Origin of the sequence: Pseudomonas citri, from assembly GCF_025336485.1 — a bacterium.
In the GTDB taxonomy this organism is placed as follows: Bacteria; Pseudomonadota; Gammaproteobacteria; order Pseudomonadales; family Pseudomonadaceae; genus Aquipseudomonas; species Aquipseudomonas citri.
This window is the reverse complement of record NZ_JAODAB010000001.1, coordinates 366,930-393,515: the sequence shown is the minus strand read 5'-3', so window position 1 is coordinate 393,515 and position 26,586 is coordinate 366,930. Positions and strand designations below refer to the sequence as shown.

Below are 26,586 nucleotides of genomic sequence, written 5' to 3'. Positions count from 1 at the left end.
GTGCGGTCCATCGTTTATCGAATGAAAAACGAGGACGGTCCATGAGCACCTGGTGGCATGAAGTCTGGATAACCCTGCAAGCGGAATTCGCCGACATCACCGATACCCAACAGATGACCCGGGTTACTGTGCGCCTGATCATGGCCGCGCTGCTCGGCGGCATCCTGGGCTTCGAGCGCGAGCACAAGGGTAAGTCCGCCGGCGTGCGAACCCACATGCTGGTGGCGCTGGGGGCGGCACTGTTCGTGCTGGTGCCACAAATGTCCGGTTCCCAGGCCGACGCCATGAGCCGGGTCATACAAGGCGTCGTCGCGGGCATTGGCTTTCTCGGCGCCGGCACCATCCTGAAAAACAACGACGGCGACGAAGGCCACGTCAAGGGCCTGACCACCGCCGCCGGTCTATGGATGACCGCCGCCATCGGCGTCGCCGCCGGGCTGGGCCGGGAAGCGACGGCAGTGCTGAGCACGTTGCTGGCACTGGCGATCTTCAGTGTGATGCCGGTGATTGTTCGGGTGTTGGAGAAAAGTGATAAGTCCTGATGTCAGGAGGACTAGTCTTTATACGCCACCCGCTCCGGCGGCGCCTCGCTCGGTGGATCGCCCAGCGGCGGTTGTGGATCCAGTGGTGGGTCTTTTTCCGGGATGGGGTCCGGGTCGGGGCTGGGTGGGGGCAAGGTGGGGTTGTCGATGTTCGGGTCGGGGGTTTCGGCTGGGATGGGGATGTTCATCGGATGGGGCCTCCGTCAACTATCTGGCTTGAGTCGTGCTTATGGTTGTTGACCACCCTTTACCTACTTTGATCCGGCTGCATCGGGGCAAATTCCGCTGAACTTTTGGCCGTCGGTCCGGTTCGGAGTTTAAGTGAGTTATTTCACGACCCGTTGGGCCATAACCGCCATATGCGCGTCCCAGAGGCGTAGAAGGAGCCATGCTCGATGATTGCCGAATACCCGACTGATCTGGCGTACAACCCGCATTTGCCGTTGTCCCACGCCTTGTTATTGCCACGTATTGCCATTGAAAACACCATGCCGGTCATCGACGGCGGGCAATTTGCCGCCAAGGTCGTGGTGGGGCGGGACGTGACGGTGACCAGCAAAGTGTTCACCGATGGCCATGACAAGCTGGCCGTGCGCATTCGCTGGCGGGCGCTGGAAGACGAAGTGTGGAACAGCGAGGTCATGACCGAGCTGGGCAATAACAGCTGGCGCGGTCAGTTCAATGTGCCGGTGCAGGGGCGCTATCTGTTTTGCATCGAGGCCTGGTTCGATCAGTTCGCCAGTTTCCGCTATGAGCTGGAGAAAAAGTACGCGGCTGGGGTGCCCATCAGCCTTGAACTACAGGAGGGGCGTAACCATGTGCAGCAAGCCGCCGAGCGCAGCGAAGGTGAGTTGAGCGAGCGGCTGATGGCCTTGCATGACGAGCTTTGCGGCCTGTTGCCCGCCGAACAGGTGGCGCTGTTCCTTATGCCCCGCAGTGCCGATCTCATGTCCCTGGCCGATCATCGGCCTTACCTGAGCGTCAGTCCCGAATACCCGCTGGATGTGGAGCGCGAACGAGCGGAGTTTGCCAGTTGGTACGAGCTTTTTCCTCGCTCGATCACCGACGATCCCGACCGGCATGGCACGTTCAACGACGTGCACTCGCGCCTGGCGATCATTCAGGACATGGGCTTCGATGTGCTGTATTTCCCGCCGATCCATCCCATCGGGCGCAGTTTTCGCAAAGGTCCGAATAATTCCCTTACCGCCGGCCCGGACGATCCGGGCAGCCCGTATGCCATTGGCAGTGAAGAGGGCGGACACGAGGCGATTCATCCGCAATTGGGGACGCGTGACGATTTTCGCCGCCTGGTGAAGGCCGCCGAGGCCCATGGCCTGGAGATCGCCCTCGATTTCGCGATCCAGTGTTCCCAGGATCACCCCTGGCTCAAGCAGCATCCGGGGTGGTTCAGTTGGCGGCCGGACGGCACGATCAAATACGCGGAGAACCCGCCGAAGAAGTACCAGGACATCGTCAACGTCGATTTCTACGCGGCGGACGCGATTCCCAGCTTGTGGACGGAGCTGCGCGACGTTGTGCTGGGTTGGGTCAATGAGGGCGTGAGGATGTTCCGCGTCGACAATCCCCATACCAAGCCGTTGCCGTTCTGGCAATGGTTGATCGCCAGCGTGCGTGCCCGGCACCCGGAGGTGATTTTCCTCGCCGAAGCTTTCACCACGCCGGCGATGATGGCGCGCCTCGGCAAGGTTGGCTATTCCCAGAGCTACACCTATTTCACCTGGCGTAACACCAAGGCCGAACTGGCGGCCTATTTCAGCGAGCTCAACGAATCGCCCTGGCGCGAATGCTATCGGCCGAATTTTTTCGTCAATACCCCGGACATCAACCCGGCGTTTCTCCATGAGTCGGGGCGCCCGGGCTTTTTGATCCGCGCGGCGCTGGCGACCATGGGCTCGGGGCTGTGGGGCATGTATTCCGGTTTTGAGCTGTGCGAGTGCGCACCGGTGCCGGGCAAGGAGGAATACCTGGACTCGGAGAAATACGAAATCCGCCCACGGGATTTCACTGCGCCGGGCAACATCATTGCCGAGATCGCCCAGCTCAACCGCATCCGTCGGCAGAACCCGGCGTTGCAGACGCACTTGGGGCTGAAAATCTACAACGCCTGGAACGACAACATTTTGTATTTCGGCAAGCGCACCCCCGACGGCAGCAATTTCATTCTGGTGGCGGTGAGCCTCGATCCGCACAACCCACAAGAAGCCAGTTTCGAATTGCCGCTATGGGAGCTGGGCCTGCCGGACGATGCCCAGACCCAGGGTGAAGACTTGATGAACGGGCACCGCTGGACCTGGTACGGCAAGTATCAGTTCATGCGGATCGACCCGGCGTACCAGCCGTTCGGGATTTGGCGGATCAGTGTGGGGTAGGGCTGTAGGAACAAGCTGTGGGAGCAAGGCTTGCCCGCGATGAACAGAACGCGGTCTCCCAGGGAACAGAGGTGTTTGCATCGCGAGCAAGCTTTGCTCCCACAAAGTCATTGAACGATCAGGAGTTGCAAATGGCGAAGAAAGCGCGTTCAGCCACCTTCATCAAAGACCCGCTCTGGTACAAGGACGCGGTAATCTATCAGGTCCATGTCAAATCGTATTTCGACTCCAATAACGACGGCATCGGCGATTTTCCCGGCCTGATCGAAAAACTCGACTACATCGCCGAGCTGGGCGTCAACACCATCTGGCTGCTGCCGTTCTACCCTTCGCCCAGGCGCGACGACGGCTATGACATCGCCGAGTACCGTGGCGTCAGCCCGGACTACGGCACCATGGCGGATGCGCGTCGCTTCATCGCCGAAGCCCACAAGCGCAACCTGCGGGTGATCACCGAGCTGGTCATCAACCACACCTCGGACCAGCACCCCTGGTTCCAACGGGCGCGCAAGGCCAAGAAGGGTTCCAAGGCACGGGATTTCTACGTCTGGTCCGATGACGACCACAAGTACGACGGTACGCGGATCATTTTCCTCGACACCGAGAAATCCAACTGGACCTGGGACCCGGTCGCCGGCCAATACTTCTGGCACCGGTTCTATTCGCACCAGCCGGACCTCAATTTCGATAACCCACAGGTCATCAAGGCCGTGCTGTCGGTGATGCGCTACTGGCTGGACATGGGCATCGACGGCCTGCGCCTGGACGCGATTCCGTACCTGATCGAGCGCGACGGCACCAACAACGAGAACCTGCCCGAGACCCACGACGTCCTGAAGCTGATCCGCGCCGAGATCGACGCCAACTATCCCGACCGCATGCTGCTGGCCGAAGCCAACCAATGGCCGGAAGACACCCAACTGTACTTCGGCGAGGTCGACGCCCAAGGCTTGAACGGCGATGAATGCCACATGGCCTTCCACTTCCCGCTGATGCCGCGCATGTACATGGCGCTGGCCCAGGAAGACCGTTTCCCCATCACCGATATCCTGCGCCAGACCCCGGAGATCCCGGCCAATTGCCAATGGGCGATTTTCCTGCGCAATCATGATGAGCTGACCCTGGAAATGGTCACCGACAAGGAACGTGATTACCTGTGGAATTACTACGCGGCCGACCGTCGGGCGCGGATCAACCTGGGGATCCGCCGCCGCCTGGCCCCGTTGATGGAGCGCGACCGTCGCCGGGTGGAGCTGCTCAACAGCCTGCTGCTGTCGATGCCTGGCACGCCGACCTTGTACTACGGCGATGAAATCGGCATGGGCGATAACATCTACCTGGGGGATCGCGACGGCGTGCGCACGCCCATGCAATGGTCGATCGACCGCAACGGCGGTTTCTCCCGCGCCGACCCGGCGAGCCTGGTGCTGCCGCCGATCATGGACCCGTTGTACGGCTACCCTTCGGTCAATGTCGAAACCCAGGCCGGCGATCCGCATTCGCTGCTCAACTGGACCCGCCGGCTGCTGGCGGTGCGCAAGCAGTCCAAGGCGTTTGGCCGTGGCACGTTGAAGATGCTATCGCCCAGCAACCGGCGGATCCTGGCCTATACCCGCGAATACACCGGGCCCGACGGCAAGCACGAGATCATTCTGTGCGTGGCCAACGTGTCGCGCAGCGCCCAGGCCGCCGAACTGGATCTGTCGGCTTATGCCGGCATGGTGCCGGTGGAGATGCTCGGCGGGAACGCATTCCCGCCCATCGGCCAGTTGAATTTCCTGCTGACCCTGGCGCCGTACGGTTTTTACTGGTTCGCCCTGGCAGCCGAGAACCAGATGCCGAGTTGGCATGTGGAGCCGGCCCAGAGCCTGCCGGACTTCACCACCCTGGTGCTGAAAAAACGCCTGGAAGAATTGCTCGAGCCGCCGTCACGCACCACGTTGGAGCAAAACATCCTGCCGAGCTGGTTGCAGAACCGCCGCTGGTTCGCCGGCAAGGACAGCCCGATCGAGAAGGTCGAAATGGTCTACGGCGTGCGCTTCGGCGACCCGCAGCATCCTGTGCTGTTGAGTGAGATCGACGTCACCAACGCCGGTCAGACGCTGCGCTATCAATTGCCGTTCGGCCTGCTGGCCGAGGATCAGGTGGGCGCGGCGTTGCCGCAGCAGTTGGCGCTGTCGCGGGTTCGCCGGGGGCGTCAAGTGGGGTTGATCACCGATGCGTTCAGCCTCGAAAGCTTCGTGCGGGCCGTGCTGCACGGCCTGCAAGCCGCCACGGTACTGCCGTGTGCCGAGGGTGAGCTGCGCTTTGAGCCCACCGAGGGGTTAGCCGCGTTGAACCTGGGGGGGGAGCCAGAGGTGCGTTACCTGTCCGCCGAACAGTCCAACAGTTCGGTGGTGGTGGGCGGCAGCCTGGTGCTCAAGCTGATCCGCAAGGTCGCCTCGGGCGTGCACCCGGAACTGGAGATGAGCGCTTACCTGACCGCCGCCGGGTTCAGCAATATCTCGCCGCTGTTGGGGGCGGTGATCCGCCGCGACGCCCAAGGCGAGGAGGCGCTGCTGATGATCGCCCAGGGTTATCTGAGCAACCAGGGCGACGCTTGGGAATGGACCCAGAACAATCTTGAACGCGCTTTGCGCGACGAACTGGCGGACGCGATGTCCGAACAGGAACAGCATTACAACGCCCTGGGTGAACTCAAGGACTTTGCCGGCATGCTCGGCCAGCGCCTGGGGGAAATGCACCAGGTGCTGGCCCAGGCCACCGACAACCCGGATTTCGCCGCCCAGATCACCAGCGCCAAAGAGGCCCAGGCCATCGGCAAGGACGTCGCCGCCCAGGTGGAAAACGCCTTGCGTCTGCTCAAGCAGCACCAGGGTCAGTTGAGCCCTGCGGACCAGGTCCTGGTTGCGCGGTTGCTGGAGCACCGCAAAACCGTGCTGGCCCATGTCCAGGCACTGGCCGGCAAGGCGGTCGGTGGTTTGCGCATCCGGGTCCATGGCGATCTGCATCTGGGGCAGGTACTGGTGATCAAGGGCGACGCCTACCTGATCGATTTCGAAGGCGAGCCGGCGCGTGCCTTGCATGAACGACGCGGCAAGCACAGCCCGTACAAGGACGTCAGCGGTGTGCTGCGCTCCTTCGATTATGCGGCGGCCATGGCGATCCACCTGAACACCGTCGACAGCACGGCCGACGCCCATGCGGCACGGCAACGGGTGGTCGATCGTTACCTGGACGAGGCCCGCCAGGCATTTGTCCAGGCATATCGGCTGGCGGCAGCTAGTCTTGCCCATGAATGGAAGGATGCTGAAGGCGAAGACGCCGCGCTGGCGTTGTTCGGCCTGGAGAAGGCGGCCTATGAAGTGGCCTATGAAGCCGAGAATCGCCCCGCCTGGCTGCCCGTGCCGCTGCACGGTCTGTACGGGTTGTTGAGGGGGCTGGAACCCTTTTCCGACGTAGCCGGATCGAATTGAGTGGAGAGAATCATGAGCGTCTCGAACAAGCACCCACAGGGGGCGGCCCATGCGTCGTTGCTGCCGCCACCCCGTGACATCGACGCGCTGGTGCGCGCCGAACACCACGACCCGTTTTCCATCCTTGGCCCCCACGGCGATGGCGTGGGCGGCCAGTTCATCCGTGCTTACCTGCCCGGCGCGCTGAGCGTCCATGTGCTGGCCCGTGACGGCGGCGAAGAACTGGGAGAACTGCAACAGACCGAAACGCCGGGCCTGTTCGTTGGTCATTTCGACCACGCCCAGGCCTACCTGCTGCGCACCCGTTGGGCCGGCGGCGAGCAAGTGGGCGAAGACCCGTACAGCTTCGGCCCCTTGTTGGGGGAGATGGACCTCTACCTGTTTGGCGAGGGCAACCATCGCGATTTGAGCGCCTGCCTCGGCGCGCAATTGACCTCCGTCGATGGCATCGATGGCGTGCGCTTCGCGGTGTGGGCACCCAACGCGCGGCGTGTCTCGGTGGTGGGCGATTTCAACGTCTGGGATGGGCGCCGGCATCCGATGCGCATCCGCTATCCGTCCGGCGTGTGGGAGCTGTTCATCCCGCGATTGGGCGCGGGGGAAGCCTATAAATACGAAATCCTTGGCGCCCACGGCATCCTGCCGCTCAAGGCCGACCCCGTGGCACTGGCCAGCCAGATGCCGCCAGACACAGCTTCGAAAGTCGCCTCGCCGTTGACGATCCAATGGCAGGACGATGAATGGATGCAACAGCGGCGCGAGCGGCAGTCGCCGGGCGCGCCGCTGTCGATCTACGAATTGCACGCCGGTTCCTGGCAGTGCGAAACCGACGAGGCGGGGGAGGTGTCCCGCCAATACACCTGGCGGGAACTGGCCGAGCGGCTGATTCCCTACGTCAAGGATCTGGGGTTCACCCATATCGAACTGATGCCGATCATGGAACACCCGTTCGGTGGCTCCTGGGGCTACCAGCCATTATCGCAGTTCGCGCCGACGGCACGCTTCGGCTCGCCGGATGAGTTCGCGGCCTTCGTCAACGCCTGCCACCAGGCCAACCTCGGTGTGATCCTCGACTGGGTGCCGGCGCATTTCCCCACCGACACCCATGGCCTGGCCCAATTCGATGGCACCGCGCTGTACGAATACGGCAACCCGCTGGAAGGGTTCCACCAGGATTGGGACACCTTGATCTACAACCTGGGCCGCACCGAAGTCCACGGCTTCATGCTCGCGTCGGCCCTGCATTGGTTGAAGCATTTTCATGTCGACGGCCTGCGGGTGGATGCGGTGGCCTCGATGCTCTATCGCGACTATTCGCGCAAGGCCGGCGAGTGGGTGCCTAACCGTCATGGCGGACGCGAAAACCTGGAGGCCATCGACTTCTTGCGCCACCTCAACGACGTGGTGGCGCTGGAGACCCCCGGCGCACTGGTCATCGCCGAAGAATCCACGGCCTGGCCCGGCGTCAGCCAGAGCACCCAACAAGGCGGCCTGGGTTTCGCCTACAAATGGAACATGGGCTGGATGCACGATTCGCTGCACTACATTCAGCAAGACCCGGTGTACCGCGCCCACCATCACAATGAGTTGAGCTTCGGCCTGGTGTATGCCTGGTCCGAGCGCTTCGTGCTGCCGATTTCCCATGACGAAGTGGTGCACGGCAAGCGTTCGTTGATCGACAAGATGCCCGGCGATCGCTGGCAGAAGTTCGCCAACCTGCGCGCCTACCTCAGCTTCATGTGGGGCCATCCCGGCAAGAAACTGTTGTTCATGGGCTGCGAGTTTGGCCAGTGGCGCGAATGGAACCACGACCAGCAACTGGACTGGTACTTGCTGCAATACCCCGAACACCGTGGGGTGCAGAAGCTGGTGAGCGATCTGAACCGCCTGTACCGCGAGGAGCCTGCGTTGCACGACCAGGATGACGCGCCCCAGGGGTTCCAGTGGCTGATTGGCGACGATGCGATGAACAGTGTCTACGCCTGGCTGCGCTGGAGCAAAAGTGGCCGTCCGGTATTGGTGGTCGCCAACTTCACGCCGGTGCCGCGCGAAGCCTATCGGGTTGGCGTGCCGTTCGCCGGGCGTTGGGCAGAACTGCTCAACAGTGACGCCGACACCTACGCCGGCTCCAACTATGGCAATGGCGGCGGCGCCACGGCCGAAGAGGTCCCCAGCCATGGCCAGGCTTTGTCGCTGGAGCTCAACTTGCCGCCGTTGGCGGTGTTGATCTTGCGGCCGGAGGGTTGATACGGCAGCGATAGCCGGGCAGATCATGACTGTGGCGAGGGGATAAATCCCCTCGCCACAGTCAATAGAGCCGTTTCAGCGAACGAGGCACGGCTGTTTGTTGTTGAAGCTCCAGCCCGGAATCAGATACTGCATCGCCACCGCATCGTTCCGCGCACCGAGCCCCATGCCCTTGTACAACTCATGGGCCTTGGCCAGTTGATCCATGTCCAGCTCCACTCCCAGCCCCGGTTTCTTCGGCACTTGTACGCAGCCGTCCTTGATCTGCAACGGCGCCTTGGTCAGGCGCTGGCCGTCCTGCCAGATCCAGTGGGTGTCGATGGCGGTGATGTCGCCCGGCGCAGCGGCTGCCACATGGGTGAACATCGCCAGGGAAATGTCGAAATGGTTGTTGGAGTGCGAGCCCCAGGTCAGGCCCCACTCGTTGCACATCTGCGCCACTCGCACCGACCCCTGCATCGTCCAGAAATGTGGGTCGGCCAGGGGGATGTCGACGGACTGCAAAGTGATGGCGTGGCCCATTTCGCGCCAGTCGGTGGCGATCATGTTGGTGGCGGTCTTGAGACCCGTGGCGCGACGGAACTCGGCCATCACCTCACGGCCCGAGTAACCGTTCTCGGCCCCGCAAGGGTCTTCGGCATAGGCCAGCACCTTGTGTTGGTCACGGCACAAGCGGATCGCTTCCTTGAGCGACCAGGCGCCGTTCGGGTCCAGGGTGATGCGGGCCTGGGGGAAGCGCTCGGCCAACGCCGTCACCGCTTCGATCTCCGCGTCGCCCTGGAGCACGCCACCCTTGAGCTTGAAGTCCTGGAAGCCGTAGCGCGAGTGAGCCGCTTCAGCCAGACGGACCACGGCGTCGGCGTCCAGGGCTTTTTCGTGGCGGACACGGAACCACTCGTTATCGGCATCCGGTTCGCTGCGGTAGGGCAGGTCGGTCTGCTGGCGATCGCCGACGTAGAACAGGTAGCCGAGCATCTTTACCTCGTCGCGCTGCTGGCCTTCGCCCAACAGGGCAGCGACCGGTACGTCGAGGTGCTGGCCCAGCAAATCCAGCAAAGCGGCTTCCAGGCCGGTGACCGCGTGGATGGTGATGCGCAGGTCGAAGGTCTGCAGGCCACGGCCGCCGGCATCGCGGTCGGCGAAGGCCTGGCGCACCGCGTTGAGGATTTTCTGGTAGGTGCCGATGGTCTGGCCGACCACCAGCGAGCGGGCATCTTCGAGGGTCTGGCGGATGCGTTCGCCGCCGGGCACTTCGCCGACGCCGATGTGGCCGGCGTTGTCCTTGAGGATGACCACGTTGCGGGTGAAGAACGGGCCGTGGGCGCCGCTGAGGTTCAAGAGCATGCCGTCATGGCCGGCCACGGGCACGACTTGCAGGCTGGTGATGATCGGGGCTTTGCTGGATTCTGTGAGACTCATCTGTACTTATCCTTGGGCAATCGAGAGATCAGACGTGGCTGGTGGCCGGGTCGGCCGGTGTTGTCACGGCTTTGGGCTTGGGCGTATTGCGTGCGGCAAACACGATGATCGCGGCAATGATCGAGGTGCCCGCCAGGCCATAGAGGCCGCCCTGGATCGAGCCGGTGTGCTGCTCCAGCAGGCCGAAGGTGGTCGGTGCGACGAACCCGCCGAGGTTGCCCACGGAGTTGATCAGGGCAATCACCGCGGCGGCGATCCGTGCGTCCAGGTAGGCCTGAGGGATCGGCCAGAACAGCGACGAGGCCGACTTGAAGCCCAGTGCCGCGAAGCAGATGGCGACGAAGGCGAAGACCGGTCCGCCGGTGGTGGACATGAACATTCCGGCGGCCGCGATCAACAAGGCTGCCGCGACCCAGGCCTGCTGGAATTTCCACTTCGCCGACAGCGAGGCGAAGGCGTACATGCCGACGATCGACAGCAGCCACGGGATCGAGTTGAACAGACCGACCTGGAGATCACTGAGCTCACCCATCTTCTTGATGATGCTCGGCAGCCAGAACGTGGCGGCATAGATCGTCAGTTGAATGAAGAAGTAGATCAGGCAGAACAGGATGATCTGGCGATCCTTGAGCAACTGGCCGATGGACAGTTTGATCGGCGAAGCGGCCTCGCGGGCGCGCTGTTCGTCATCGATGGTCTTCACCAGCGCGTCTTGTTCTTCGCGGCTCAGCCACTTGGCGTCGTGGGGCTTGGAATCCAGCCAGAACCAGACGAAGGCGCACAGGCCAACGGAAAACATCCCTTCGATGAAGTACATCCACTGCCAACCGTGCATGCCCAGGCCGTTGATTTGCAGCAGCAGGCCTGACAGCGGACCGGAAATCAGCGAAGCGATGGCCGAGCCGCTGAGGAAAATAGCGATGGCTTTGCCGCGTTCGACCGCGGGTAACCAGCGGGTGAAGTAGTAGATGACGCCGGGGAAGAATCCGGCCTCGGCCACCCCCAGCAGGAACCTCAGGATGTAGAAGTGCGTTTCGTTCTGGATGAAGGCCATGCCGGCGGCGACCAGGCCCCAGGTGAGCATGATGCGGGTCAGCCAGATGCGCGCGCCGATTCGTTGCAGGAGCATGTTGGACGGCACTTCGAACAGCGCGTAGCCGATGAAGAACAGGCCCGCGCCAAAACCGTAGGCAGCGGCGCCGATGCCCAGGTCGTGCTCCATGTGGGTGCGTACGAAACCGATGTTTACCCGGTCGATGTAGTTGACGATAAACATGATGACGAACAGCGGCAGGATATGGCGCTTGACCTTGGCGATGGCCGACAGCAGCACCGGATCCGTCCCGGCGTTCGCCTGGAGGCTGGAGGTGTTCATTGGTTTTTTCTCCCACTCGTTATTTTTATGCGGGGCATCGTGCGTGTGCCGATGTTGATAGACATCATACAACTTGGTTTTTTTGGGCAGCAAGATCTTTTTGATCAGGTTTGGATCAGTGGTCAGTACTTTTTATGCGTATTCATTGGTCTATATCGGGTCGAATGTGGCTTTTGGCAGCAGGTGAAGAACCGCGAATCCTGGGTTTCTCAGGAGAGATAGGTCGAAATATTGAGTGTTGTCATACAAGTTGTTGCCGGGAGAACAAGATTCGTCCGCCTGCCGGTGATAGGATTGACCGGCCTGCCTTCGAGGAACCCTGGCGATGCCGCAAGACACCGAAGCGCCCCTGCGCAAACGTACTCACAACCTGGCCCATGACCTGATGGCGAAGCTGAGCCAGAGCATTCTCCTGGGGCAGTTGAAGCCCGGGGAAAAATTGCCATCGGAAGGCGCGATCGTGCAGGAGCACGGGGTTAGCCGCACGGTGGTGCGCGAAGCGATCTCCAAGTTGCAGGCCTCGGGGTTGGTGGAGACCCGGCACGGCATCGGCACTTTTGTCCTGGAGCAGACCGGCGAGCCGGGTTTGCGACTCAATGTCGACACCGCGGCGGGTGTGCGGGGAATCCTGGAACTGCGCATGGGCCTGGAAACCCAGGCGGCCGCCCTGGCGGCTGGACGCCGCAGCGAGCACCAACTGCAACAGATGCGCCAGGCCCTGGACGATTACCAACGTTTGTTCAGCAACAACGACAGCTGCGTGGAAGCCGATCGGCGCTTTCACCTGCTGATCGCCGAGGCTACGGACAACACATGTTTCGTCGAAATCATGCAGCACCTGGGCAGTGCGCTGATTCCCCGGACCCGCGTCAACCTGGCCGAGCGCGGCCAGGTTGACCTGGGCAAGCTGGCGCAGTTGGCCAACCTCGAGCACGAGGCGATTTTCCACGCCATCAAGCGCCAGGATCCGGACGCCGCCCGCGCCGCGATGTGGCTGCATCTGACCAATAGCCGCGACCGACTAGGGGCGGGGAACTGACCCCCACAGGTTCCGGCGGACGATGTTACAGTCGGTCTTACCTTGCCCCAGCGATCCTCCAGGGACCCGAATGCCTGAACGCCATCTTCCCGCTGCCGCCTACCACGCCTTCCTCTTCGACATGGACGGCACACTGCTCAATTCCATCGCCGCCGCCGAGCGGATCTGGACGCGCTGGGCGATGCGTCACGGTGTGGACGTGGCGACGTTCCTGCCGACGATCCACGGCGTGCGCGCCATCGACACCATTGCCCGCCAGCACTTGCCTGGGGTCGATGCCGCCGCCGAAGCCGAGCAGATCACCCGCGAGGAGATCGACGACGTCGAAGGCGTGGTGCACGTGCCCGGCGCGCTGGCGTTCCTGGAACAACTGCCGCCGTCGCAATGGGCAATCGTCACCTCGGCGCCCATGGCATTGGCCTTGCGCCGTATGGAAGCGGCAGGGATCCCGCGTCCGGGGGTGATGGTCACGGCTGAGGATGTGAGCGCCGGCAAACCCGACCCCGCCTGCTATCGCCTGGCCGCCGAACGGTTGCAAGTGGCTGCGCAGGCGTGCCTGGTTTTTGAAGACGCCGAAGCGGGGATCAGGGCCGGTGAAGCGGCGGGGGCGGATGTGCTGGTGGTGACGGCGACCCATGGGCATCCACTGCTGACCGCGCATTCCCGGATCGAGGATTACCAGGGCCTGGGGGTTGAGGTGGATGCCGATGGATTGATGCGGCTGAGTCGTCGCTGTCGCGAGCAAGCGTTGCTCACACAGGGGGCCTGACGTCGCGCAGGGGCCAGGCGCCTTGTGGGGAGGATGGTGATGTTGTCAGGTCACCACGCGATAGCACGGCACATACGCCGCCCCGCCCGGCAATTTCATGCGGTGCTGGGCGACGAAGGCCTGGAGCAGGCGGTCGAGGGGTTCCATGATGGCGGCGTCGCCGTGGATCTCGTAAGGGCCGTGCTCCTCGATCAGGCGGATGCCCTTGTCCTTGACGTTGCCGGCGACGATCCCCGAGAACGCGCGACGCAGGTTGGCCGCTAGTTCGTGGGAGGGCAGGTCACGGCTCAGGCCCAGGCTGGCCATGTTGGCGTGGGTCGGATCGAACGGGCGCTGGAAGCCTTCGTCGATTTTCAGCAGCCAGTTGAAGTGGAAGGCGTCGTTGCGCTCGCGCCGGAACTGCTTGACCGCCTTGAGTCCCTGGGTCATTTGCCGCGCCACTTCGGCCGGGTCGTCGATGATGATCTGGTAGTGCTTCTGCGCTTCCTCGCCCAGGGTCGCGCCGACGAAGGCGTGCAACTGATCGAGGTACGGCGCGGCGTTTTTCGGCCCGGTGAGCACGACGGGGAACGGCAGGTCCTGGTTGGCCGGGTGCATCAGGATGCCCAGCAGGTAGAGGAATTCTTCCGCGGTGCCCGCGCCACCCGGGAAGATGATGATGCCGTGGCCGACACGCACGAAGGCTTCCAGGCGTTTCTCGATGTCCGGCAGGATCACCAGCTCGTTGACGATCGGGTTCGGCGCCTCGGCGGCGATGATGCCCGGCTCGGTCAGGCCCAGGTAGCGCCCGCCGTGGATGCGTTGCTTGGCGTGGGCAATGGTGGCGCCTTTCATCGGGCCTTTCATCACGCCCGGGCCGCAGCCGGTGCAGATGTCCAGGCTGCGCAGGCCCAGTTCGTGGCCGACTTTCTTGGTGTACTTGTATTCTTCGGTGTTGATGGAGTGACCACCCCAGCACACGACGATTTTCGGCTCGACGCCGGGGCGCAGGGTGCGGGCGTTGCGCAGCAGGTGGAAAACGTAGTCACTGATGCCCTGGGAAGAGCTGAGGTCGATGCGCTGGCTGTCCAGTTCGTTCTCGGTGTAGACGATGTCGCGCAACGCGCTGAACAGCATCTCGCGGGTGCTGGCGATCATTTCGCCGTCGACGAAGGCGTCGGCCGGCGCGTTCAGCAGTTCCAGGCGTACGCCACGGTCCTGCTGGTGAATACGGATCTCGAAGTCCTTGTAGGCTTCCAGGATGGTCTTGGCGTTGTCGACATGGGCGCCGGTGTTGAGGATAGCCAGGGCGCACTGGCGGAAAAGGGTATAGGTACTGCCGGAACCGGCTTCGCTCAGTTGCTGCACTTCGCGCTGGGACAAGGTCTCCAGGCTGCCCTTGGGGCTCACGGAGGCGTTGATTACATGTCTTTGAGTCATTCAGCTTTCCTTGAAAACGATGCCGCCTCTATTCCGGCGGCACCTTGAAAAAAACGTCCACGCGAGAAGATCGCACGATCCTTGTCGTATCGCCATGGGCTTTGACCCTGATCCGTCGGGTCAGTTGCGACGCAAAATGAGCCCCAGCATAGCTAAATTGGCAGGGGCTGCGATAATGCCTGACGCTTTTTGATCCGTACTCTTTTTTGCGTCGTACAAGGAAATTGCACCGCGATGTTCGAAATCATCCCGTGGGATGCCGAGGCCTACCGGCAACAGACCCGCCGTAGCACCGTTATCGTGGCCGTGGTCTTTCTGGCCCTGGCGATGTTGTTGTCCAGTCTGGCCGTGCTGCTGTTCGGCACGCCGGGCGGCGACAATTTCCGTTTCAATCTCGCCGGGGTGGTGGTAGCGGTGCTGGTGATGGTGGCGCTGCTGCGGGCGTATTTCTGGTCGCAGCCGTGGATGGCGGCGGCCGTGTATGGCTGGGGACTCAAGCGCAGCCTGATGAGCGTGACCAACGTCATGCATCACGTGAAGACCGGCGTGCAGGCCCAGGACCCCAGCGCCATGAAGCTGTTGCGGTTCTATCATCTGGGGTTGGCGCAGATGCATCGGCTGGACGCCAACTCCAGTGACCAGGGCTCGCTGGCCCGCGAGGCGGACGAGCATCTGGCCAAGATGCAGGCGCTGAATCTCGATACTGAACAACCACGCCTGGATCCGGCCTGGATCGAGACGGTGAAGCGTACTTATAGTGGGCGTTGAGGTATATATAAATGCTCTGCTAAAGGACCCTAGGGTTGTTTGAAGTGCCCCGGCACACCATGTTCTTTTTCCATGGGTCGGGTTCTTTTCTGAACTTGAATATCACTGAGTTCAACATCCTTGAGTTCGCCGAAAGTGATTTTCAACAGGGCTTCGGCTTCGCCGACAGCCAGTGTCTCGGCGTCGGCCGCCAGCACCCGGCTGTCGGGTTGGCCGTTGGCGATGAAGCTGACGATGAATCGGTCCTGACTGCTCATGCGAACCTCGACGAAGTGGAGCGCCAAGGCGCAGCAAGACTGCGCCCCAGCGGTTTTCCAGGTTATGACTTACGGCCGCCGCCATGGCTGCGTTCGCCACCTTTCCTGCCGGCTTCCGATGCTTTTTCCCGGTCATTCGCAAAGTTGCCGCCCGAAGCATGTCCGCCTTTCTTGCCAGCTTCGGAGGCTTTTTCACGATCATTTGCAAAGTTACCTGGGTTCTTGTTTCCGGTATTAGCCATTTTGAGAATCCTCATTTTGGTTAAGCGAGCAACTGCCTCGCCTAACTGTGAAAGAGAATTCCCGCGGGAAGTTTAATAAAAACGTTTCGTTGACGACGAACGGTAAATGACCGCGATTGGTCAAGTAAAAAGTTGTACAGCCGCTTCGCTTGATAGTTATACAAAGTTGTCGGGCACGTCATTAGTCTTCGCCGCCACTGACTTTCCAATGCTTGGCATCGCTGGCGAACGTCACCTGTTCGACCCGATGCGCGATGCCGAAGGCCAGCGAGTTTTCCGCCGGGATCACCCGTTCTTCGGCGCACAGGCATTTGAAGATATCCAGCTGGGTGGCAGCGCCGGCCGTTTCCTTGACGTAGATCTCCACGTAGCGCGCCACGTCGTTGTCCAGGCTGGACAGGTACTCGCGCAGGCGCGAGTGGTCCACGGATTTCTGGCCGAAATACCAGTTCATCGGGTGGATCAAAAAGCGCGAGTGAGGGGTGGTGGTGCGGTCGCTGGCGGCCAGGTACATGATGATGCCCATCGACTCGATATTGCCGGCGTTCACGGCGCGAACCGGCACGGGGAGGGACTTGATGAAGGTGTAGAGGGTGAAGCCGAAGTTGGTACTGCCGCCGATGGTCGAGAGGTTGAGCATGAGCGAGTCGGCGCCTTTTTCAATGGCCTCCAGGCAGTTGTCGCGAAAGCGCTCGGTGGTTCCCTGATCGATCTGGCAATGAAAATGGACAATGTGTTCGGACATCGGAAACTCCTGTCAATTTCCCGTATTGACGTGTCGGCCTATCACGACGCTGTACAGTTGGGAGTTCGGCGTGCCGGGGATTGTTCCTTCCAATGGCCCTGCGTGGGGCGATGCTCTACGCCAACACCGCCACTGCCTTGATCTGCGCCCACAGTGCCTGCCCCGGGTGCAGCTTCAATTGGTCGCGCGAATAGCGGGTGATGCGCGCCAGGAGCGGGGTGCCGGCGGCGTCCAGGCGGATCAAGGCATGAGCGGCGTTGTCGGCGGCCATTTCGCTGACCACCGTGACCGGCAACCGATTGAGAATGCTGGTCTGGGCATCGTTCGCCAGGCTGAGGCTGACGTCCCGGGCCTGGACCTTGAAGCGCAACGACTGCCCGACGGCCAGGGCCGTGTGGGCGACGCGCACGTTCAACGGGCTGCCGGGCAGGGTCAGGGTCAGCAATTGATAATCCGGGTCATAACCGCTGACCCGGCCCTGGACCACCACTCCGGCGTCGTCTCCCAGCGCCAGTGGCAGGTCGAGGCGGGCCAGGGTCTGGCCGATCGGCCCGCAGGCCAGTGCGCGGCCGGCGTCGAGCAACACGATATGATCCGCCAGGCGCGCCACTTCGTCCTGGGAGTGGCTGACATACAGGATGGGGATATCCAGTTCATCGTGCAGCCGTTGCAGGTAGGGCAGGATCTCGTTTTTGCGCCGGCTATCGAGGGCGGCCAGCGGTTCATCCATCAATAACAGCCGCGGACTGGTCAGCAAGGCCCGGGCGATGCCCACCCGCTGGCGTTCGCCGCCGGACAGGTTGTGCGGCTGACGGTCGAGCAGGTGACCGATGCCCAGCAGGGCGGTCGCCTGGTCCATGTCCACGCGCCGTTGCACCGCGGCGATGCGCTTGAGGCCGAACGCGAGGTTGGCCCGCACCGATAGATGAGCGAACAGGCTCGCTTCCTGGAACACATAGCCCAGCGCCCTTCGGTGAGGGGGTACGAAGACGCCGCGATCACTGTCCTGCCAAACCTCGCCATTGACCTCGAGCAAGCCTCGGGCGGGATGTTCCAGCCCGGCGATACAGCGCAGGCAGGTGGTCTTGCCGGAGCCGGATTCTCCATACAACGCCGTCACCCCGCGACCCGGCAGTTGCACATCCAGATCCAGTGAAAACGCCCCGTGTTCGAGTTGGAAACGCGCGTGGATCATCGATCAGCTCCAACCTGCACGGGCTTTGCGGCTGGAATACAGCGCCAGCAGCACCAGGAACGAAAACACCAGCATGGCCGCCGCCAGCCAATGGGCCTGGGCGTATTCCAGGGCTTCGACATGGTCGTAGATCTGCACCGACACCACGCGGGTTTTCTCCGGGATATTGCCGCCGATCATCAGCACCACGCCGAATTCACCGACGGTGTGGGCAAAACCCAGGATTGCGGCGGTGATGAAACCTGGCCGGGCCAAGGGCAGGGTGACGCTGAAAAACGTATCCCAGGGCCCGGCCCGCAACGTGGCGGCGACTTCAAGGGGGCGTGTGCCGATCGCGGAGAAAGCGTTTTGCAACGGCTGCACCACGAACGGCATCGAATACATCACCGAGCCGATGACCAGGCCGGTGAAGCTGAAGGTGAGGGTGCCCAAGCCCAGGGCCTGGGTGAACTGGCCGATCCAGCCGTTGGGTCCCAATGCCAGCAACAGGTAAAAACCGATGACGGTCGGCGGCAGGACCAGCGGCAGCGCCACCACCGCACCTACGGGGCCGCGCAGCCACGATGGGGTGCGCGCCAGCCACAGGGCGATAGGCGTGCCGACGAGCAGCAGGATCAGCGTGGTCAACGACGCCAGTTTGAGGGTCAGCCAGATCGCTGCGAAGTCGGCACTGGTCAGTGGCATTTAGCGTTGGTAACCATAGGATTGGATGATGGCGGTGGCTTTCGGACCCTTGAGGTAATCCACCAGCGCCAGCGCGGCGGGGTTGTCGCGACCTTTGCTGAGGATGACCGCGTCCTGTTTGATCGGGTCATGCAGTTGGGCCGGGACGATCCAGGCCGAACCGCTGGTCACCTTGCCATCCTTGTAGATTTGCGACAAGGCGACGAAGCCGAGTTCGGCGTTGCCGGTGGAGACGAATTGATAGGCCTGGGTGATGTTCTGGCCTTCGACGATCTTGCTCTTGACCTGGGCGCTCAGGCCCAGCTTGTCCAGCACCTGGGTCGCGGCCAGGCCATAGGGGGCGGCTTTCGGGTTGGCAATGGACAGGTGCTCGAAGCCGTTGCCCTTGAGCACCTGGCCCTGGCTGTCGACATAACCGTCCTTGGCCGACCACAGCGCCAGCGTGCCGATGGCGTAGGTGAAGCGCGAGCCCTTGACGGTATCACCTTCGCTTTCCAGCTTGGCCGGGGTGGTGTCATCGGCGGCGAGGAAGACTTCGAATGGCGCGCCGTTCTTGATCTGGGTGTAGAACTGGCCTGTCGCACCGTACGCCGCCACCAGCTTGTGGCCGGTGGCTTTTTCGAAATCGGCGGCGATGGCCTGGATCGGCGCGGTGAAATTCGCCGCGACCGCTACCTGGACTTCATCGGCCTGGACAGCGCCAACGGTAAAGAGTGTGGTCAGCAGCAACGGCGCGAAGCGGGTGAGGCGCATGGGTGAGGCTCCGTAGGGTGGATTCGCTATATACAGGAATATATAGCGAATGGCCGGCAAACGGAACGTGGCATTTTGCCTGGGGGAGTGAGGGGGAGTGTGCGGGCGCTATCGCGAGCAAGCTTTGCTCCCACAGGGAATTGTGGTGGATCCCAATCCTGTGAGCGCCTGAGCTTCCTGTGGCAAAGCTTGCTCGCGATGGGCGTTCAATCAGCAGGCATACCCCGGGTGAGTCGGGCCAGCGCCTCTTCGGCCAGCCGGCGGGTCAGTTCACTGCTCGACAGCTCACGGCCCAGGGGAAACGCCTGGCCGGCCCAGAGGTTGCTGAAGTCGGCTTCGTCCTTGGCGCGCAGGGGCATCAGCGCTCCGCCGGCCAGGGGGAAGGCCGGTGCCAGCGGGCTCATCGGACCGACTTCGCGCATCACCCGGTTGACGATGCCCCGGGCCGGGCGGCCGGTGAACAGGTTGGTGACAGCGGTCTGGCTTTCCTTGGCCGTGCGCAGCGCGCGGTGATGGGACGCGCTGACCTTGGCCTCGGGGGTGAACAGGTAGGCGCTGCCCAATTGCACTGCCGAAGCCCCGAGGGCGAACGCCGCGACAATTCCGCGGGCATCGCCGATACCGCCGGCGGCGATCACCGGCACGTTCACCGCGTCCACCACCTGGGGCAACAAGGCGAAGAGGCCAACCTGGGTGTCGAGATCGTCGCTGAGAAACATCCCCCGATGGCCACCCGCTTCATAGCCCATGGCGATGATCGCGTCGCAACCGTGCTGTTCCAGCCAGATGGCTTCCTCGACGGTGGTGGCCGACGAGAGGATCTTCGCCCCGGTAGCCTTTACCCGGTCGAGCAAGGCCTTTTCCGGCAGGCCGAAATGGAAACTGACCACGGCAGGATGCATCTCTTCCAGCACGCGGCAAGCCGCATCATCGAACGGCGTACGGTTGGACACCGGCGTCGGGGCATCGAAATCGGCGCCCAGCTCCTCGTAGTAAGGCTTGAGTCGTTGCTTCCAGGCCTCGGCCCGCTGCTCATCGAAGGCCGGTGGCTGGTGGCAGAAAAAATTCACGTTGAACGGTTTGTCAGTCTGTTCGCGGATCGTCAGCAGCGCCTGGCGCAGTTGCTCGATATCCAGCATCGCCGCCGGCATCGAGCCCAGCCCGCCGGCATTGCACACGGCGGCCACCATGGCCGGCCCGGTCACCCCGGCCATCGGTCCCTGGATAATGGGCAGCTCGGTACCGAGCAGGTCGAGAAGGCGGGTGTCTGGCCAGTGGCTCATGTGCGGATCTCCGACGGCAGAAGGAAACAGGTTTTTAGCAGGTGTGGCCCGGTCACGGCCAGTCGAGTTTTTCAATCGCCGCCTACCCGCGCTTGATCCCTTGCGTGAGGCGGTTACCATGCGGGCTCCCCCTCAAGGAGCCTGACCCATGGACGTGAAACTCAAGATTGTCGAACCTTTCAGCGTGGCTGGCCTGCAAGTGCGCACCCGCAACGCCGACGAGCAACAGCCCGACACGGCCCGGATCGGCCCGATGTGGCAGCGGTTCTTCACCGAAGGGATGTTCGACAAGATCCCGGCCAGGCAGTCCGAGTCGTTTGTCTACGGGGTCTATTCAAACTACGAATCCGACGCCACCGGTCACTTCGATGTGACGGCCGGCGTGCAGGTCGATGCGACCAGCGCAGGCTACCCTGCCGTGGACATCGAAGGCGGGGATTACCTGATGTTTTCGGCCAAGGGGCCAATGCCCGATTGCGTGATCCAGACCTGGGGGTTGATCTGGGCGTATTTTGCCGACAACCCGCAGACGCTGCGCCGTTTCACCACCGATTTCGAGGTTTACAGCGGCCCCGAGTCGGTGGCGATCTACATCGGTGTTCAGTCGCCCGACGAGCGTTCCAGCGCCAGCAACTGACGCTTGCGTTCTACGCCCCAGCGGTAACCTGAAAGGTTGCCGTCGCTGCGCACCACCCGGTGGCAAGGGATCGCCACCGCCAGGCTGTTGGCGCCGCAGGCCTGGGCCACCGCACGCACTGCCTTGGGCATACCGATGCGCTGGGCGATCTCGGCGTAGCTGGCGGTGCTGCCCGGCGGAATCTCGCGCAGGGCCTGCCAGACCCGCTCCTGGAACGCAGTGCCTTGCAGGTCCAAGGGCAGGTCCAGGCCCAGCGCCGGGGCTTCGATGAAACCCACCACTTGGGCGATCAACTGCTCGAACTCCCGGTCGGCGCCGATCAGGTTGGCGCGGCGGAATTTGTCTTGCAGGTCTCGCACCAGCGCATCCGGGTCGTCCCCCAGCAAGATCGCGCACACGCCACGTTCGCTTTGCGCCACCAGGATCGCGCCGAGGGTGCATTGGCCGACGGCAAAGCGGATGTCGGTGTTCTGCCCGGCGGCGCGGTAATCGGTGGGTTTCATGCCGAGCACGCGGTCGGCGGCTTCATAGAAGCGGCTGTTGGAATTGAAACCGGCGTCGTACAGCGCCTCGGTGATCGTGCCGCCATCGGCCAGGCGTTCGCGCACCTTGCGCGAGCGATGGGCGGCGGCATAACCCTTGGGCGTCAGGCCGGTAACGGCCTTGAAGACCCGATGAAAATGGAAGGGGCTCAAGCCCGCGCCCCGTGCCAGTTCATTCAGGCCCGGCAACGTTTCGGCCGCCTCGATCTGCCGGCAGGCCGCCGCGACCCGGGCCGCTTGCTGGGCGGCGATCTGGGTCTGGTCCCGGGCGGAGCGTTTGCTGGGACGATAGCCTGCCGCCTGGGCCTGTTCCGGCGTGTCGAAGAATTCGACATTGCGCGGGTTGGGCAGGCGCGACGGGCTGCTGGGGTGGCAATAGATGCCGGTGGTTTTCACGCCGTAGACGAATTGCCCGTCGGCGCGCGGATCCCGGGCGAGTACGGCGGCCCAGCGTGGGTCTTGTTCAGGGGCGGGATTGTTCGAAGTGCTGTTCATGGTCGTTCTGTCCATTGGCCCGTTTTGCCTACAGTAGCGAGCCTGCGCGACGGCAACACTCCGGGTCTTGCGGTTGAATTCGGCCTGTTCACCCGGCGCAGCGAAACGTCAGGTTGATCCGCTGGGCGCCCAGGCGGGGGTGCTGGCCGGGCTTGAGCGGCAGTACGCCGTGGTAACGCATGCGGTCGACACCGCCCCAGACCACGATGTCGCCGTGGAACAACGGGATGCGCTGGCTTTTGTCACTGCGTTCGAAACCGCCGAACTGGAACATCGCCGGCAGGCCCAGGGACATCGAGACGATGGGGGCGATGAGGGAGCGTTCGTTCTTGTCCTGGTGCAGCGACATCCGCGCCCCGGCTACGTAGCGGTTGATCAGGCAGGCGTCGGGTTCGAAGTTCTCGAAGTGCGCCTGCCGGGCAGCGGCCTGGGCCAGTTCGCGAAACACCGCCGGCATGGCCGGCCAGGGCAGGCCGGTCTGCGGGTCGTGGGCGGTGTAGCGATAACCGCTGCGATCGGTGGTCCAGCCCAACGCACCGCAACTGCTCAAGGCCACTGACATGGTAAAGCCGCCGGGCGTGACCATGTGCCGGAACGGCGCGGCGTGCAGGACCGTTTCCAGCGCCGGCAGCAAGCGGTCGAGCCAGGGCAGGGCGAATCCACGCAGCACGAAGGCTTGCTCGCCGATCTGCTTGACTTCGCCAGGCGTCGTCGGCATCACGTCGGCGAACAGGTCCAGGATGATTGGGTTGTGATCATTGGGCATCATGAAAAATGATTCCGAGGGTGTGCCGTTGACCGCTGTGCACGCAGCTGACGCCATGGCGCATGTTCACCCGATAATAACCGCGAACGCCTTTGACCGGCCGCTGATGCACGGCAAAAATCACGGCATCGCCCTGTTTCAGATCGATGACCTGGGGCCGCGATTGCATGCGCGGGCGCTGTTCGGTGAGAACGAATTCGCCGCCAGTGAAATCCCGGCCCGGCTCCGACAGCAGGATCGCCACCTGGAGCGGGAACACCTGCTCACCGTACAGATCCTGATGCAGGCAGTTGTAGTCCTGCGGGCCGTATTGCAGCAACAACGGCGTAGGACGCGTTTGCCCGGCGGCGTGGCAGCGCTGGATGAAATCGGCGTGTTCGTCGGGGTAGCGCACCTCCAGGCCCATGCATTCATTCCAGCGGTTCGCCAGCGGCACCAGCATCGGATACAGCGACTGACGCAGTTGCTGGACGATGTCAGGCAGCGGATAGCGAAAGTACTGATACTCACCGCGCCCGAACCCATGGCGGGCCATGATCACCCGTGAGCGAAACAGCCCGGGGTCGCTGTACAAGCGACTCAGCAACTGGCATTGCGCTGTCGACAGCAGGTTACGAATGATTGCACAGCCGTTCTGGTCGAGGTTTTGTTGCAGCGTGGGCCAGTCAAGATTGGCGAGGTATTGGGGAAGGGAAAGCGTAGGGGGCACGATGGCAATCCTTGTTGGAAGGACTGTTCAGTCTGCCCAGTGCTGCGTTGCTGGGCACCCCGGTTCTTGCGGTGCGCCCATGCTCTTCATAATGCCTTGCTCACCTTGATATCGCTGATCACATCGCCGGTCTGGCCGTGCATCGCTTGCAGCACGGCCCTGGCTTCTTCCTCGGTGCCGGTTTGCAATTGGGCGAACTCGAAGCGGCGTTCGTCGTTGAGTTTGTACTTGATGACGTACTTAGTCGTTTGGGCCACGGTTTTGCCTGTCTTGGAAAGGGGATGTCAGCTGAGCTTGGAGCTGGAGCGCCGGACGATCTTGATTTTGTGGGTCAGGTTCGGCTTGCGCGTGACACTGATGGCTCGGCGGCTGACGGTGTCGATGGTGATGTTCCAGAAACCGGTGCTGGGGGCGGTGATCCGGGCCGGGAATTTGTCGAACGCGCCGCCATGATAAGTGTGCCGGCCGCCGTTCTTGAAGCTGCGGAAGTTGGCGTCGTTCATCAGGCGGATGTTGCACATTTGGGAGCATTCGATGACGACGATGTCGTCTTCGTTCAGGTGCTCGCGCTGGTGGATGAATTTCATGGGCGCCTCCAGAAGGGCTTTTTCTACAAATCAAACGATGACAAGAACAATGACCGGCAGTTTATCAGCACCGGGACGGTAATATCCGGCCCGTATATTGGGCTGGGTCCATTTATCGCCGCGCGGACAAAAATAAAGACGGCAGGCACTGGAGAAAAATCCCGTTTGCACTGTCGGACGGTCTTTGACGGAGGATTCCTATGAAGCACAGCGTGTGGGTATTGGCATTGGCCTTGGGTGGATGTGCGTCCGTTTCGGACATCAACCAGACGCCGCCCACCATGAGCGTCATCTCCGGAAAGAAACCCCACGAGTACGCCAAGTGCGTCGCCGACCGGCTGGCCAGCAGTCGTGGTGCACTGCAGATGGAACCGCACAAGAGCGGCGTCCGGCTGATCGTTCCCGGTAAGTTGTCGTCCCTTCCGGCTGCGGTGTTCGACATCGACGAACGCTCCGGTGGCAGTAGCATCAAGTTGCACGAGAGCCTGTCCAACGTCCCGGTGCGTCCAGGCGACGTGCAGGACGCGGCCAACGCCTGCATTTCCGGCTGAGCGTGGCCGAGGCCTGACGAACGCCCCGGGCTTCGGCTAGACTGGCGTCCTCAGAAAAAAATGCCGCCACGGTCAACGTTGGCGGCATTGTTATTGATGGAGTCCAGTCGATGAAGCGCGAGCAGGTGCGTGAGCGCCATGCAGAAGGCCTGGTGTATGCCACCCACGTGATTCAGAACCCGGCGTGCCCGGGTGAGTGGATCGTATTTTTCAAGAAAAGCGCCGGGCGCAGTTTTTTCCTGGTGGATGACCAGGACGAAGTCGAGTCCTTCAGCCGTCTGGATGACCTGGTCGAAACCATACGCGGGCTGGGGATCAAGTTCGCCGAGATCCACATCTAATGGCCTGTTCAAGCTAACCGCACAGGCCACCAGGATTTTACTTCTTGCGAGCAGGGGCCGCTTGGCGTTCTTTCGGGGCCGGGGCGCTGCGCTCATCGTGGAAAACCGCTGCCACTTCCACCGCCATGGCCTTGCTGGGCAAGGGGCCGGCGACTTGCTCGCCGTGGTAGTTGATAATCCACCAATGGCCGTCCTTATCCTGGCTGACCGAATAACCGTTTGCATTTCTTGCCGACATCTAGCTGCCTCGTTGGCGTGATCAAGGGCCGCATGATACTGCAAATGCTCGCAAACAGCGCCCAGGAGCGTAGAGTAGGGGCGCTTTCGCCAGCGAAACGAAAGGCGATGGAACTATCCGCCGTTTTTTATTTCTCTATGATGGCATCGGTTGGCCATTGCGGGCATTGTAAGGTGCCCGTTGCCTGATTAGACTGCGCCGAAACTCGTACATACCGCCTTTTCAAGGACTTATATGATCAAGAAATGCTTGTTCCCAGCAGCCGGTTACGGTACTCGCTTCCTGCCAGCGACTAAAGCCATGCCCAAAGAAATGCTGCCGGTGGTGAACAAGCCACTGATCCAGTACGGCGTCGAAGAAGCCCTGGATGCGGGCCTGAACGAAATCTCCATCGTTACGGGCCGCGGCAAGCGCGCGCTGGAAGACCATTTCGACATCAGCTACGAGCTGGAAAACCAGATCAAGGGCACCGACAAGGAAAAATACCTGGTCGGCATCCGCAAGCTGCTGGACGAGTGCTCGTTCTCCTACACCCGCCAGACCGAGATGAAAGGCCTGGGCCACGCCATCCTGACCGGTCGTCCGCTGATCGGCGACGAACCGTTCGCCGTGGTCCTGGCGGACGACCTGTGCGTCAACCTTGAAGGCGACGGCGTACTGACCCAGATGGTCAAGCTGTACAAGCAGTTCCGCTGCTCCATCGTGGCGATCCAGGAAGTCGATCCGCAGGAAACCAACAAGTACGGTGTGATTGCCGGCGAAATGATCCGCGACGACATCTACCGCGTCCACAGCATGGTTGAAAAGCCAAAGCCTGAAGATGCACCGTCGAACCTGGCGATCATCGGTCGCTATATCCTGACCCCGGACATCTTCGACCTGATCGAACAGACCGAACCGGGCAAGGGTGGCGAAATCCAGATCACCGACGCCCTGATGAAACAGGCCCAGAACGGCTGCGTCATGGCTTACAAGTTCAAGGGCAAGCGTTTCGACTGCGGTGGCGCCGAAGGCTACATCGACGCGACCAACTTCTGCTTCGAGAACTTCTACAAGACCGGCAAGGCTTACTGAGTCATAGCCCGCGCCGTACCTTGAAAAAACGCCCCGACTG

The 26,586-nt window shown here is 62.2% G+C and carries 28 protein-coding genes; 11 read left to right on the top strand and 17 right to left on the bottom strand.

Annotated elements, in window-relative coordinates:
* Positions 1-41: 41 nt before the first annotated feature.
* Positions 42-542, top strand: a complete 501-nt coding sequence (locus N4Q37_RS01755; protein ID WP_260954774.1) for an MgtC/SapB family protein — start codon at positions 42-44, stop codon at positions 540-542.
* Positions 543-553: 11 nt separating this feature from the next.
* Here N4Q37_RS01755 and N4Q37_RS01750 read toward each other — a convergent pair whose 3' ends face one another.
* The gene (locus N4Q37_RS01750; RefSeq protein ID WP_260954773.1) at positions 554-730 is read right to left on the bottom strand and encodes a hypothetical protein; all 177 of its coding nucleotides are present in this window, start codon (positions 728-730) and stop codon (positions 554-556) included.
* 207 nt (positions 731-937) lie between these two features.
* Here N4Q37_RS01750 and N4Q37_RS01745 point away from each other — a divergent pair, with 207 nt between their 5' ends.
* The 3 genes from N4Q37_RS01745 (at position 938) to glgB (ending at position 8,658) form a co-directional block, all read left to right on the top strand.
* Positions 938-2,935 (top strand): alpha-1,4-glucan--maltose-1-phosphate maltosyltransferase, encoded by a 1,998-nt coding sequence (locus tag N4Q37_RS01745; RefSeq protein ID WP_260954772.1) that lies wholly within the window; start codon positions 938-940, stop codon positions 2,933-2,935.
* 131 nt (positions 2,936-3,066) lie between these two features.
* The gene (gene treS, locus N4Q37_RS01740; protein ID WP_260954771.1) at positions 3,067-6,411 is read left to right on the top strand and encodes a maltose alpha-D-glucosyltransferase; all 3,345 of its coding nucleotides are present in this window, start codon (positions 3,067-3,069) and stop codon (positions 6,409-6,411) included.
* Positions 6,412-6,423: 12 nt separating this feature from the next.
* Complete coding sequence (gene glgB, locus N4Q37_RS01735) at positions 6,424-8,658, top strand: 1,4-alpha-glucan branching protein GlgB (protein ID WP_260954770.1); 2,235 nt, start codon at positions 6,424-6,426, stop codon at positions 8,656-8,658.
* A 75-nt stretch (positions 8,659-8,733) separates the two neighbouring features.
* On the opposite strand, the gene gudD is transcribed toward glgB, so the two are convergent.
* The gene (gene gudD, locus N4Q37_RS01730) at positions 8,734-10,077 is read right to left on the bottom strand and encodes a glucarate dehydratase (protein ID WP_260954768.1); all 1,344 of its coding nucleotides are present in this window, start codon (positions 10,075-10,077) and stop codon (positions 8,734-8,736) included.
* A gap of 28 nt (positions 10,078-10,105) precedes the next feature.
* Positions 10,106-11,452 (bottom strand): MFS transporter, encoded by a 1,347-nt coding sequence (locus N4Q37_RS01725; protein WP_260954767.1) that lies wholly within the window; start codon positions 11,450-11,452, stop codon positions 10,106-10,108.
* Between the two features lie 325 nt (positions 11,453-11,777).
* Between N4Q37_RS01725 and N4Q37_RS01720 the strand changes: the two genes are divergently transcribed.
* Positions 11,778-12,491 carry a FadR/GntR family transcriptional regulator gene (locus N4Q37_RS01720; RefSeq protein ID WP_260954766.1) on the top strand — a complete coding sequence of 238 codons (714 nt, stop codon included), beginning with the start codon at positions 11,778-11,780 and terminating at the stop codon, positions 12,489-12,491.
* Positions 12,492-12,561: 70 nt separating this feature from the next.
* On the top strand, positions 12,562-13,260 hold the full coding sequence (locus N4Q37_RS01715) for an HAD-IA family hydrolase (protein ID WP_260954765.1): 699 nt from the start codon (positions 12,562-12,564) through the stop codon (positions 13,258-13,260).
* A gap of 45 nt (positions 13,261-13,305) precedes the next feature.
* Here N4Q37_RS01715 and ppnN read toward each other — a convergent pair whose 3' ends face one another.
* A complete protein-coding gene (gene ppnN, locus N4Q37_RS01710; protein ID WP_260954762.1) occupies positions 13,306-14,679 on the bottom strand; it encodes a nucleotide 5'-monophosphate nucleosidase PpnN in 1,374 nt (457 codons plus the stop codon).
* Between the two features lie 234 nt (positions 14,680-14,913).
* Here ppnN and N4Q37_RS01705 point away from each other — a divergent pair, with 234 nt between their 5' ends.
* Positions 14,914-15,447, top strand: a complete 534-nt coding sequence (locus tag N4Q37_RS01705; RefSeq protein WP_260954761.1) for a DUF3087 domain-containing protein — start codon at positions 14,914-14,916, stop codon at positions 15,445-15,447.
* Between the two features lie 29 nt (positions 15,448-15,476).
* Here the strand turns inward: N4Q37_RS01705 and N4Q37_RS01700 are convergent, their stop codons facing one another.
* From N4Q37_RS01700 to N4Q37_RS01670, 7 genes are all read right to left on the bottom strand, one after another.
* Positions 15,477-15,704 carry a hypothetical protein gene (locus tag N4Q37_RS01700; RefSeq protein WP_260954760.1) on the bottom strand — a complete coding sequence of 76 codons (228 nt, stop codon included), beginning with the start codon at positions 15,702-15,704 and terminating at the stop codon, positions 15,477-15,479.
* A 62-nt stretch (positions 15,705-15,766) separates the two neighbouring features.
* Positions 15,767-15,946: a con-10 family general stress protein gene (locus tag N4Q37_RS01695; protein WP_082343568.1), complete on the bottom strand. Its 180-nt coding sequence runs from the start codon at positions 15,944-15,946 to the stop codon at positions 15,767-15,769.
* Positions 15,947-16,127: 181 nt separating this feature from the next.
* Positions 16,128-16,691 (bottom strand): ATP-dependent Clp protease proteolytic subunit, encoded by a 564-nt coding sequence (locus tag N4Q37_RS01690; protein ID WP_260954759.1) that lies wholly within the window; start codon positions 16,689-16,691, stop codon positions 16,128-16,130.
* A gap of 115 nt (positions 16,692-16,806) precedes the next feature.
* Positions 16,807-17,886, bottom strand: a complete 1,080-nt coding sequence (gene modC, locus N4Q37_RS01685; protein ID WP_260954758.1) for a molybdenum ABC transporter ATP-binding protein — start codon at positions 17,884-17,886, stop codon at positions 16,807-16,809.
* Between the two features lie 3 nt (positions 17,887-17,889).
* On the bottom strand, positions 17,890-18,570 hold the full coding sequence (gene modB / locus N4Q37_RS01680) for a molybdate ABC transporter permease subunit (protein WP_260954757.1): 681 nt from the start codon (positions 18,568-18,570) through the stop codon (positions 17,890-17,892).
* Entirely contained in the window at positions 18,571-19,323 is a 753-nt protein-coding gene (gene modA, locus N4Q37_RS01675; RefSeq protein ID WP_260954750.1) for a molybdate ABC transporter substrate-binding protein, read from the bottom strand.
* Between the two features lie 206 nt (positions 19,324-19,529).
* Positions 19,530-20,606: an NAD(P)H-dependent flavin oxidoreductase gene (locus N4Q37_RS01670; protein WP_260954749.1), complete on the bottom strand. Its 1,077-nt coding sequence runs from the start codon at positions 20,604-20,606 to the stop codon at positions 19,530-19,532.
* Positions 20,607-20,754: 148 nt separating this feature from the next.
* On the opposite strand from N4Q37_RS01670, the gene N4Q37_RS01665 reads away from it, so the two are divergent.
* On the top strand, positions 20,755-21,243 hold the full coding sequence (locus N4Q37_RS01665) for a GyrI-like domain-containing protein (protein WP_260954748.1): 489 nt from the start codon (positions 20,755-20,757) through the stop codon (positions 21,241-21,243).
* Here N4Q37_RS01665 and ada read toward each other — a convergent pair.
* The 5 genes from ada to N4Q37_RS01640 all read right to left on the bottom strand — a co-directional run bounded on the left by ada (position 21,207) and on the right by N4Q37_RS01640 (position 24,342).
* Positions 21,207-22,280 carry a bifunctional DNA-binding transcriptional regulator/O6-methylguanine-DNA methyltransferase Ada gene (gene ada, locus N4Q37_RS01660; RefSeq protein WP_260954747.1) on the bottom strand — a complete coding sequence of 358 codons (1,074 nt, stop codon included), beginning with the start codon at positions 22,278-22,280 and terminating at the stop codon, positions 21,207-21,209. The genes N4Q37_RS01665 and ada overlap by 37 nt on opposite strands.
* 88 nt (positions 22,281-22,368) lie before the next feature.
* Positions 22,369-23,046 (bottom strand): DNA oxidative demethylase AlkB, encoded by a 678-nt coding sequence (gene alkB, locus N4Q37_RS01655; protein ID WP_390897884.1) that lies wholly within the window; start codon positions 23,044-23,046, stop codon positions 22,369-22,371.
* Positions 23,036-23,755, bottom strand: coding sequence for a 2OG-Fe(II) oxygenase (locus N4Q37_RS01650; protein ID WP_260954741.1), 720 nt, complete (start codon positions 23,753-23,755; stop codon positions 23,036-23,038). Before N4Q37_RS01650 ends, alkB begins: the two co-directional genes overlap by 11 nt.
* A gap of 86 nt (positions 23,756-23,841) precedes the next feature.
* Positions 23,842-24,012 (bottom strand): hypothetical protein, encoded by a 171-nt coding sequence (locus tag N4Q37_RS01645; RefSeq protein WP_260954740.1) that lies wholly within the window; start codon positions 24,010-24,012, stop codon positions 23,842-23,844.
* A gap of 27 nt (positions 24,013-24,039) precedes the next feature.
* Complete coding sequence (locus tag N4Q37_RS01640; protein ID WP_260954739.1) at positions 24,040-24,342, bottom strand: DUF1883 domain-containing protein; 303 nt, start codon at positions 24,340-24,342, stop codon at positions 24,040-24,042.
* A 200-nt stretch (positions 24,343-24,542) separates the two neighbouring features.
* Here N4Q37_RS01640 and N4Q37_RS01635 point away from each other — a divergent pair, with 200 nt between their 5' ends.
* Both N4Q37_RS01635 and N4Q37_RS01630 read left to right on the top strand, forming a co-directional pair.
* On the top strand, positions 24,543-24,893 hold the full coding sequence (locus N4Q37_RS01635; protein WP_260954738.1) for a hypothetical protein: 351 nt from the start codon (positions 24,543-24,545) through the stop codon (positions 24,891-24,893).
* Between the two features lie 110 nt (positions 24,894-25,003).
* Positions 25,004-25,234: a hypothetical protein gene (locus tag N4Q37_RS01630; protein WP_260954737.1), complete on the top strand. Its 231-nt coding sequence runs from the start codon at positions 25,004-25,006 to the stop codon at positions 25,232-25,234.
* Positions 25,235-25,271: 37 nt separating this feature from the next.
* Here the strand turns inward: N4Q37_RS01630 and N4Q37_RS01625 are convergent, their stop codons facing one another.
* Positions 25,272-25,472, bottom strand: coding sequence for a hypothetical protein (locus N4Q37_RS01625; protein ID WP_260954736.1), 201 nt, complete (start codon positions 25,470-25,472; stop codon positions 25,272-25,274).
* 234 nt (positions 25,473-25,706) lie between these two features.
* On the opposite strand from N4Q37_RS01625, the gene galU reads away from it, so the two are divergent.
* Positions 25,707-26,546, top strand: coding sequence for a UTP--glucose-1-phosphate uridylyltransferase GalU (galU, locus tag N4Q37_RS01620; RefSeq protein WP_011061681.1), 840 nt, complete (start codon positions 25,707-25,709; stop codon positions 26,544-26,546).
* Positions 26,547-26,586 lie beyond the last annotated feature (40 nt).

Bases quoted from the DNA above. Each gene is read 5' to 3' on its own strand.
- gudD (WP_260954768.1), bottom strand. From the start codon at position 10,077: ATGAGTCTCACAGAATCCAGCAAAGCCCCGATCATCACCAGCCTGCAA.
- N4Q37_RS01695 (WP_082343568.1), bottom strand. From the start codon at position 15,946: ATGGCTAATACCGGAAACAAGAACCCAGGTAACTTTGCAAATGATCGT.
- N4Q37_RS01670 (WP_260954749.1), bottom strand. From the start codon at position 20,606: ATGAGCCACTGGCCAGACACCCGCCTTCTCGACCTGCTCGGTACCGAG.
- N4Q37_RS01750 (WP_260954773.1), bottom strand. From the start codon at position 730: ATGAACATCCCCATCCCAGCCGAAACCCCCGACCCGAACATCGACAAC.
- N4Q37_RS01745 (WP_260954772.1), top strand. From the start codon at position 938: ATGATTGCCGAATACCCGACTGATCTGGCGTACAACCCGCATTTGCCG.
- N4Q37_RS01690 (WP_260954759.1), bottom strand. From the start codon at position 16,691: ATGTCCGAACACATTGTCCATTTTCATTGCCAGATCGATCAGGGAACC.
- galU (WP_011061681.1), top strand. From the start codon at position 25,707: ATGATCAAGAAATGCTTGTTCCCAGCAGCCGGTTACGGTACTCGCTTC.
- glgB (WP_260954770.1), top strand. From the start codon at position 6,424: ATGAGCGTCTCGAACAAGCACCCACAGGGGGCGGCCCATGCGTCGTTG.
- N4Q37_RS01635 (WP_260954738.1), top strand. From the start codon at position 24,543: ATGAAGCACAGCGTGTGGGTATTGGCATTGGCCTTGGGTGGATGTGCG.
- modC (WP_260954758.1), bottom strand. From the start codon at position 17,886: ATGATCCACGCGCGTTTCCAACTCGAACACGGGGCGTTTTCACTGGAT.
- N4Q37_RS01700 (WP_260954760.1), bottom strand. From the start codon at position 15,704: ATGAGCAGTCAGGACCGATTCATCGTCAGCTTCATCGCCAACGGCCAA.
- N4Q37_RS01630 (WP_260954737.1), top strand. From the start codon at position 25,004: ATGAAGCGCGAGCAGGTGCGTGAGCGCCATGCAGAAGGCCTGGTGTAT.
- N4Q37_RS01625 (WP_260954736.1), bottom strand. From the start codon at position 25,472: ATGTCGGCAAGAAATGCAAACGGTTATTCGGTCAGCCAGGATAAGGAC.
- alkB (WP_390897884.1), bottom strand. From the start codon at position 23,046: ATGCCCAATGATCACAACCCAATCATCCTGGACCTGTTCGCCGACGTG.
- modB (WP_260954757.1), bottom strand. From the start codon at position 18,570: ATGCCACTGACCAGTGCCGACTTCGCAGCGATCTGGCTGACCCTCAAA.
- N4Q37_RS01725 (WP_260954767.1), bottom strand. From the start codon at position 11,452: ATGAACACCTCCAGCCTCCAGGCGAACGCCGGGACGGATCCGGTGCTG.
- modA (WP_260954750.1), bottom strand. From the start codon at position 19,323: ATGCGCCTCACCCGCTTCGCGCCGTTGCTGCTGACCACACTCTTTACC.
- N4Q37_RS01640 (WP_260954739.1), bottom strand. From the start codon at position 24,342: ATGAAATTCATCCACCAGCGCGAGCACCTGAACGAAGACGACATCGTC.
- N4Q37_RS01705 (WP_260954761.1), top strand. From the start codon at position 14,914: ATGTTCGAAATCATCCCGTGGGATGCCGAGGCCTACCGGCAACAGACC.
- ppnN (WP_260954762.1), bottom strand. From the start codon at position 14,679: ATGACTCAAAGACATGTAATCAACGCCTCCGTGAGCCCCAAGGGCAGC.
- N4Q37_RS01720 (WP_260954766.1), top strand. From the start codon at position 11,778: ATGCCGCAAGACACCGAAGCGCCCCTGCGCAAACGTACTCACAACCTG.
- N4Q37_RS01715 (WP_260954765.1), top strand. From the start codon at position 12,562: ATGCCTGAACGCCATCTTCCCGCTGCCGCCTACCACGCCTTCCTCTTC.
- ada (WP_260954747.1), bottom strand. From the start codon at position 22,280: ATGAACAGCACTTCGAACAATCCCGCCCCTGAACAAGACCCACGCTGG.
- N4Q37_RS01755 (WP_260954774.1), top strand. From the start codon at position 42: ATGAGCACCTGGTGGCATGAAGTCTGGATAACCCTGCAAGCGGAATTC.
- N4Q37_RS01665 (WP_260954748.1), top strand. From the start codon at position 20,755: ATGGACGTGAAACTCAAGATTGTCGAACCTTTCAGCGTGGCTGGCCTG.
- treS (WP_260954771.1), top strand. From the start codon at position 3,067: ATGGCGAAGAAAGCGCGTTCAGCCACCTTCATCAAAGACCCGCTCTGG.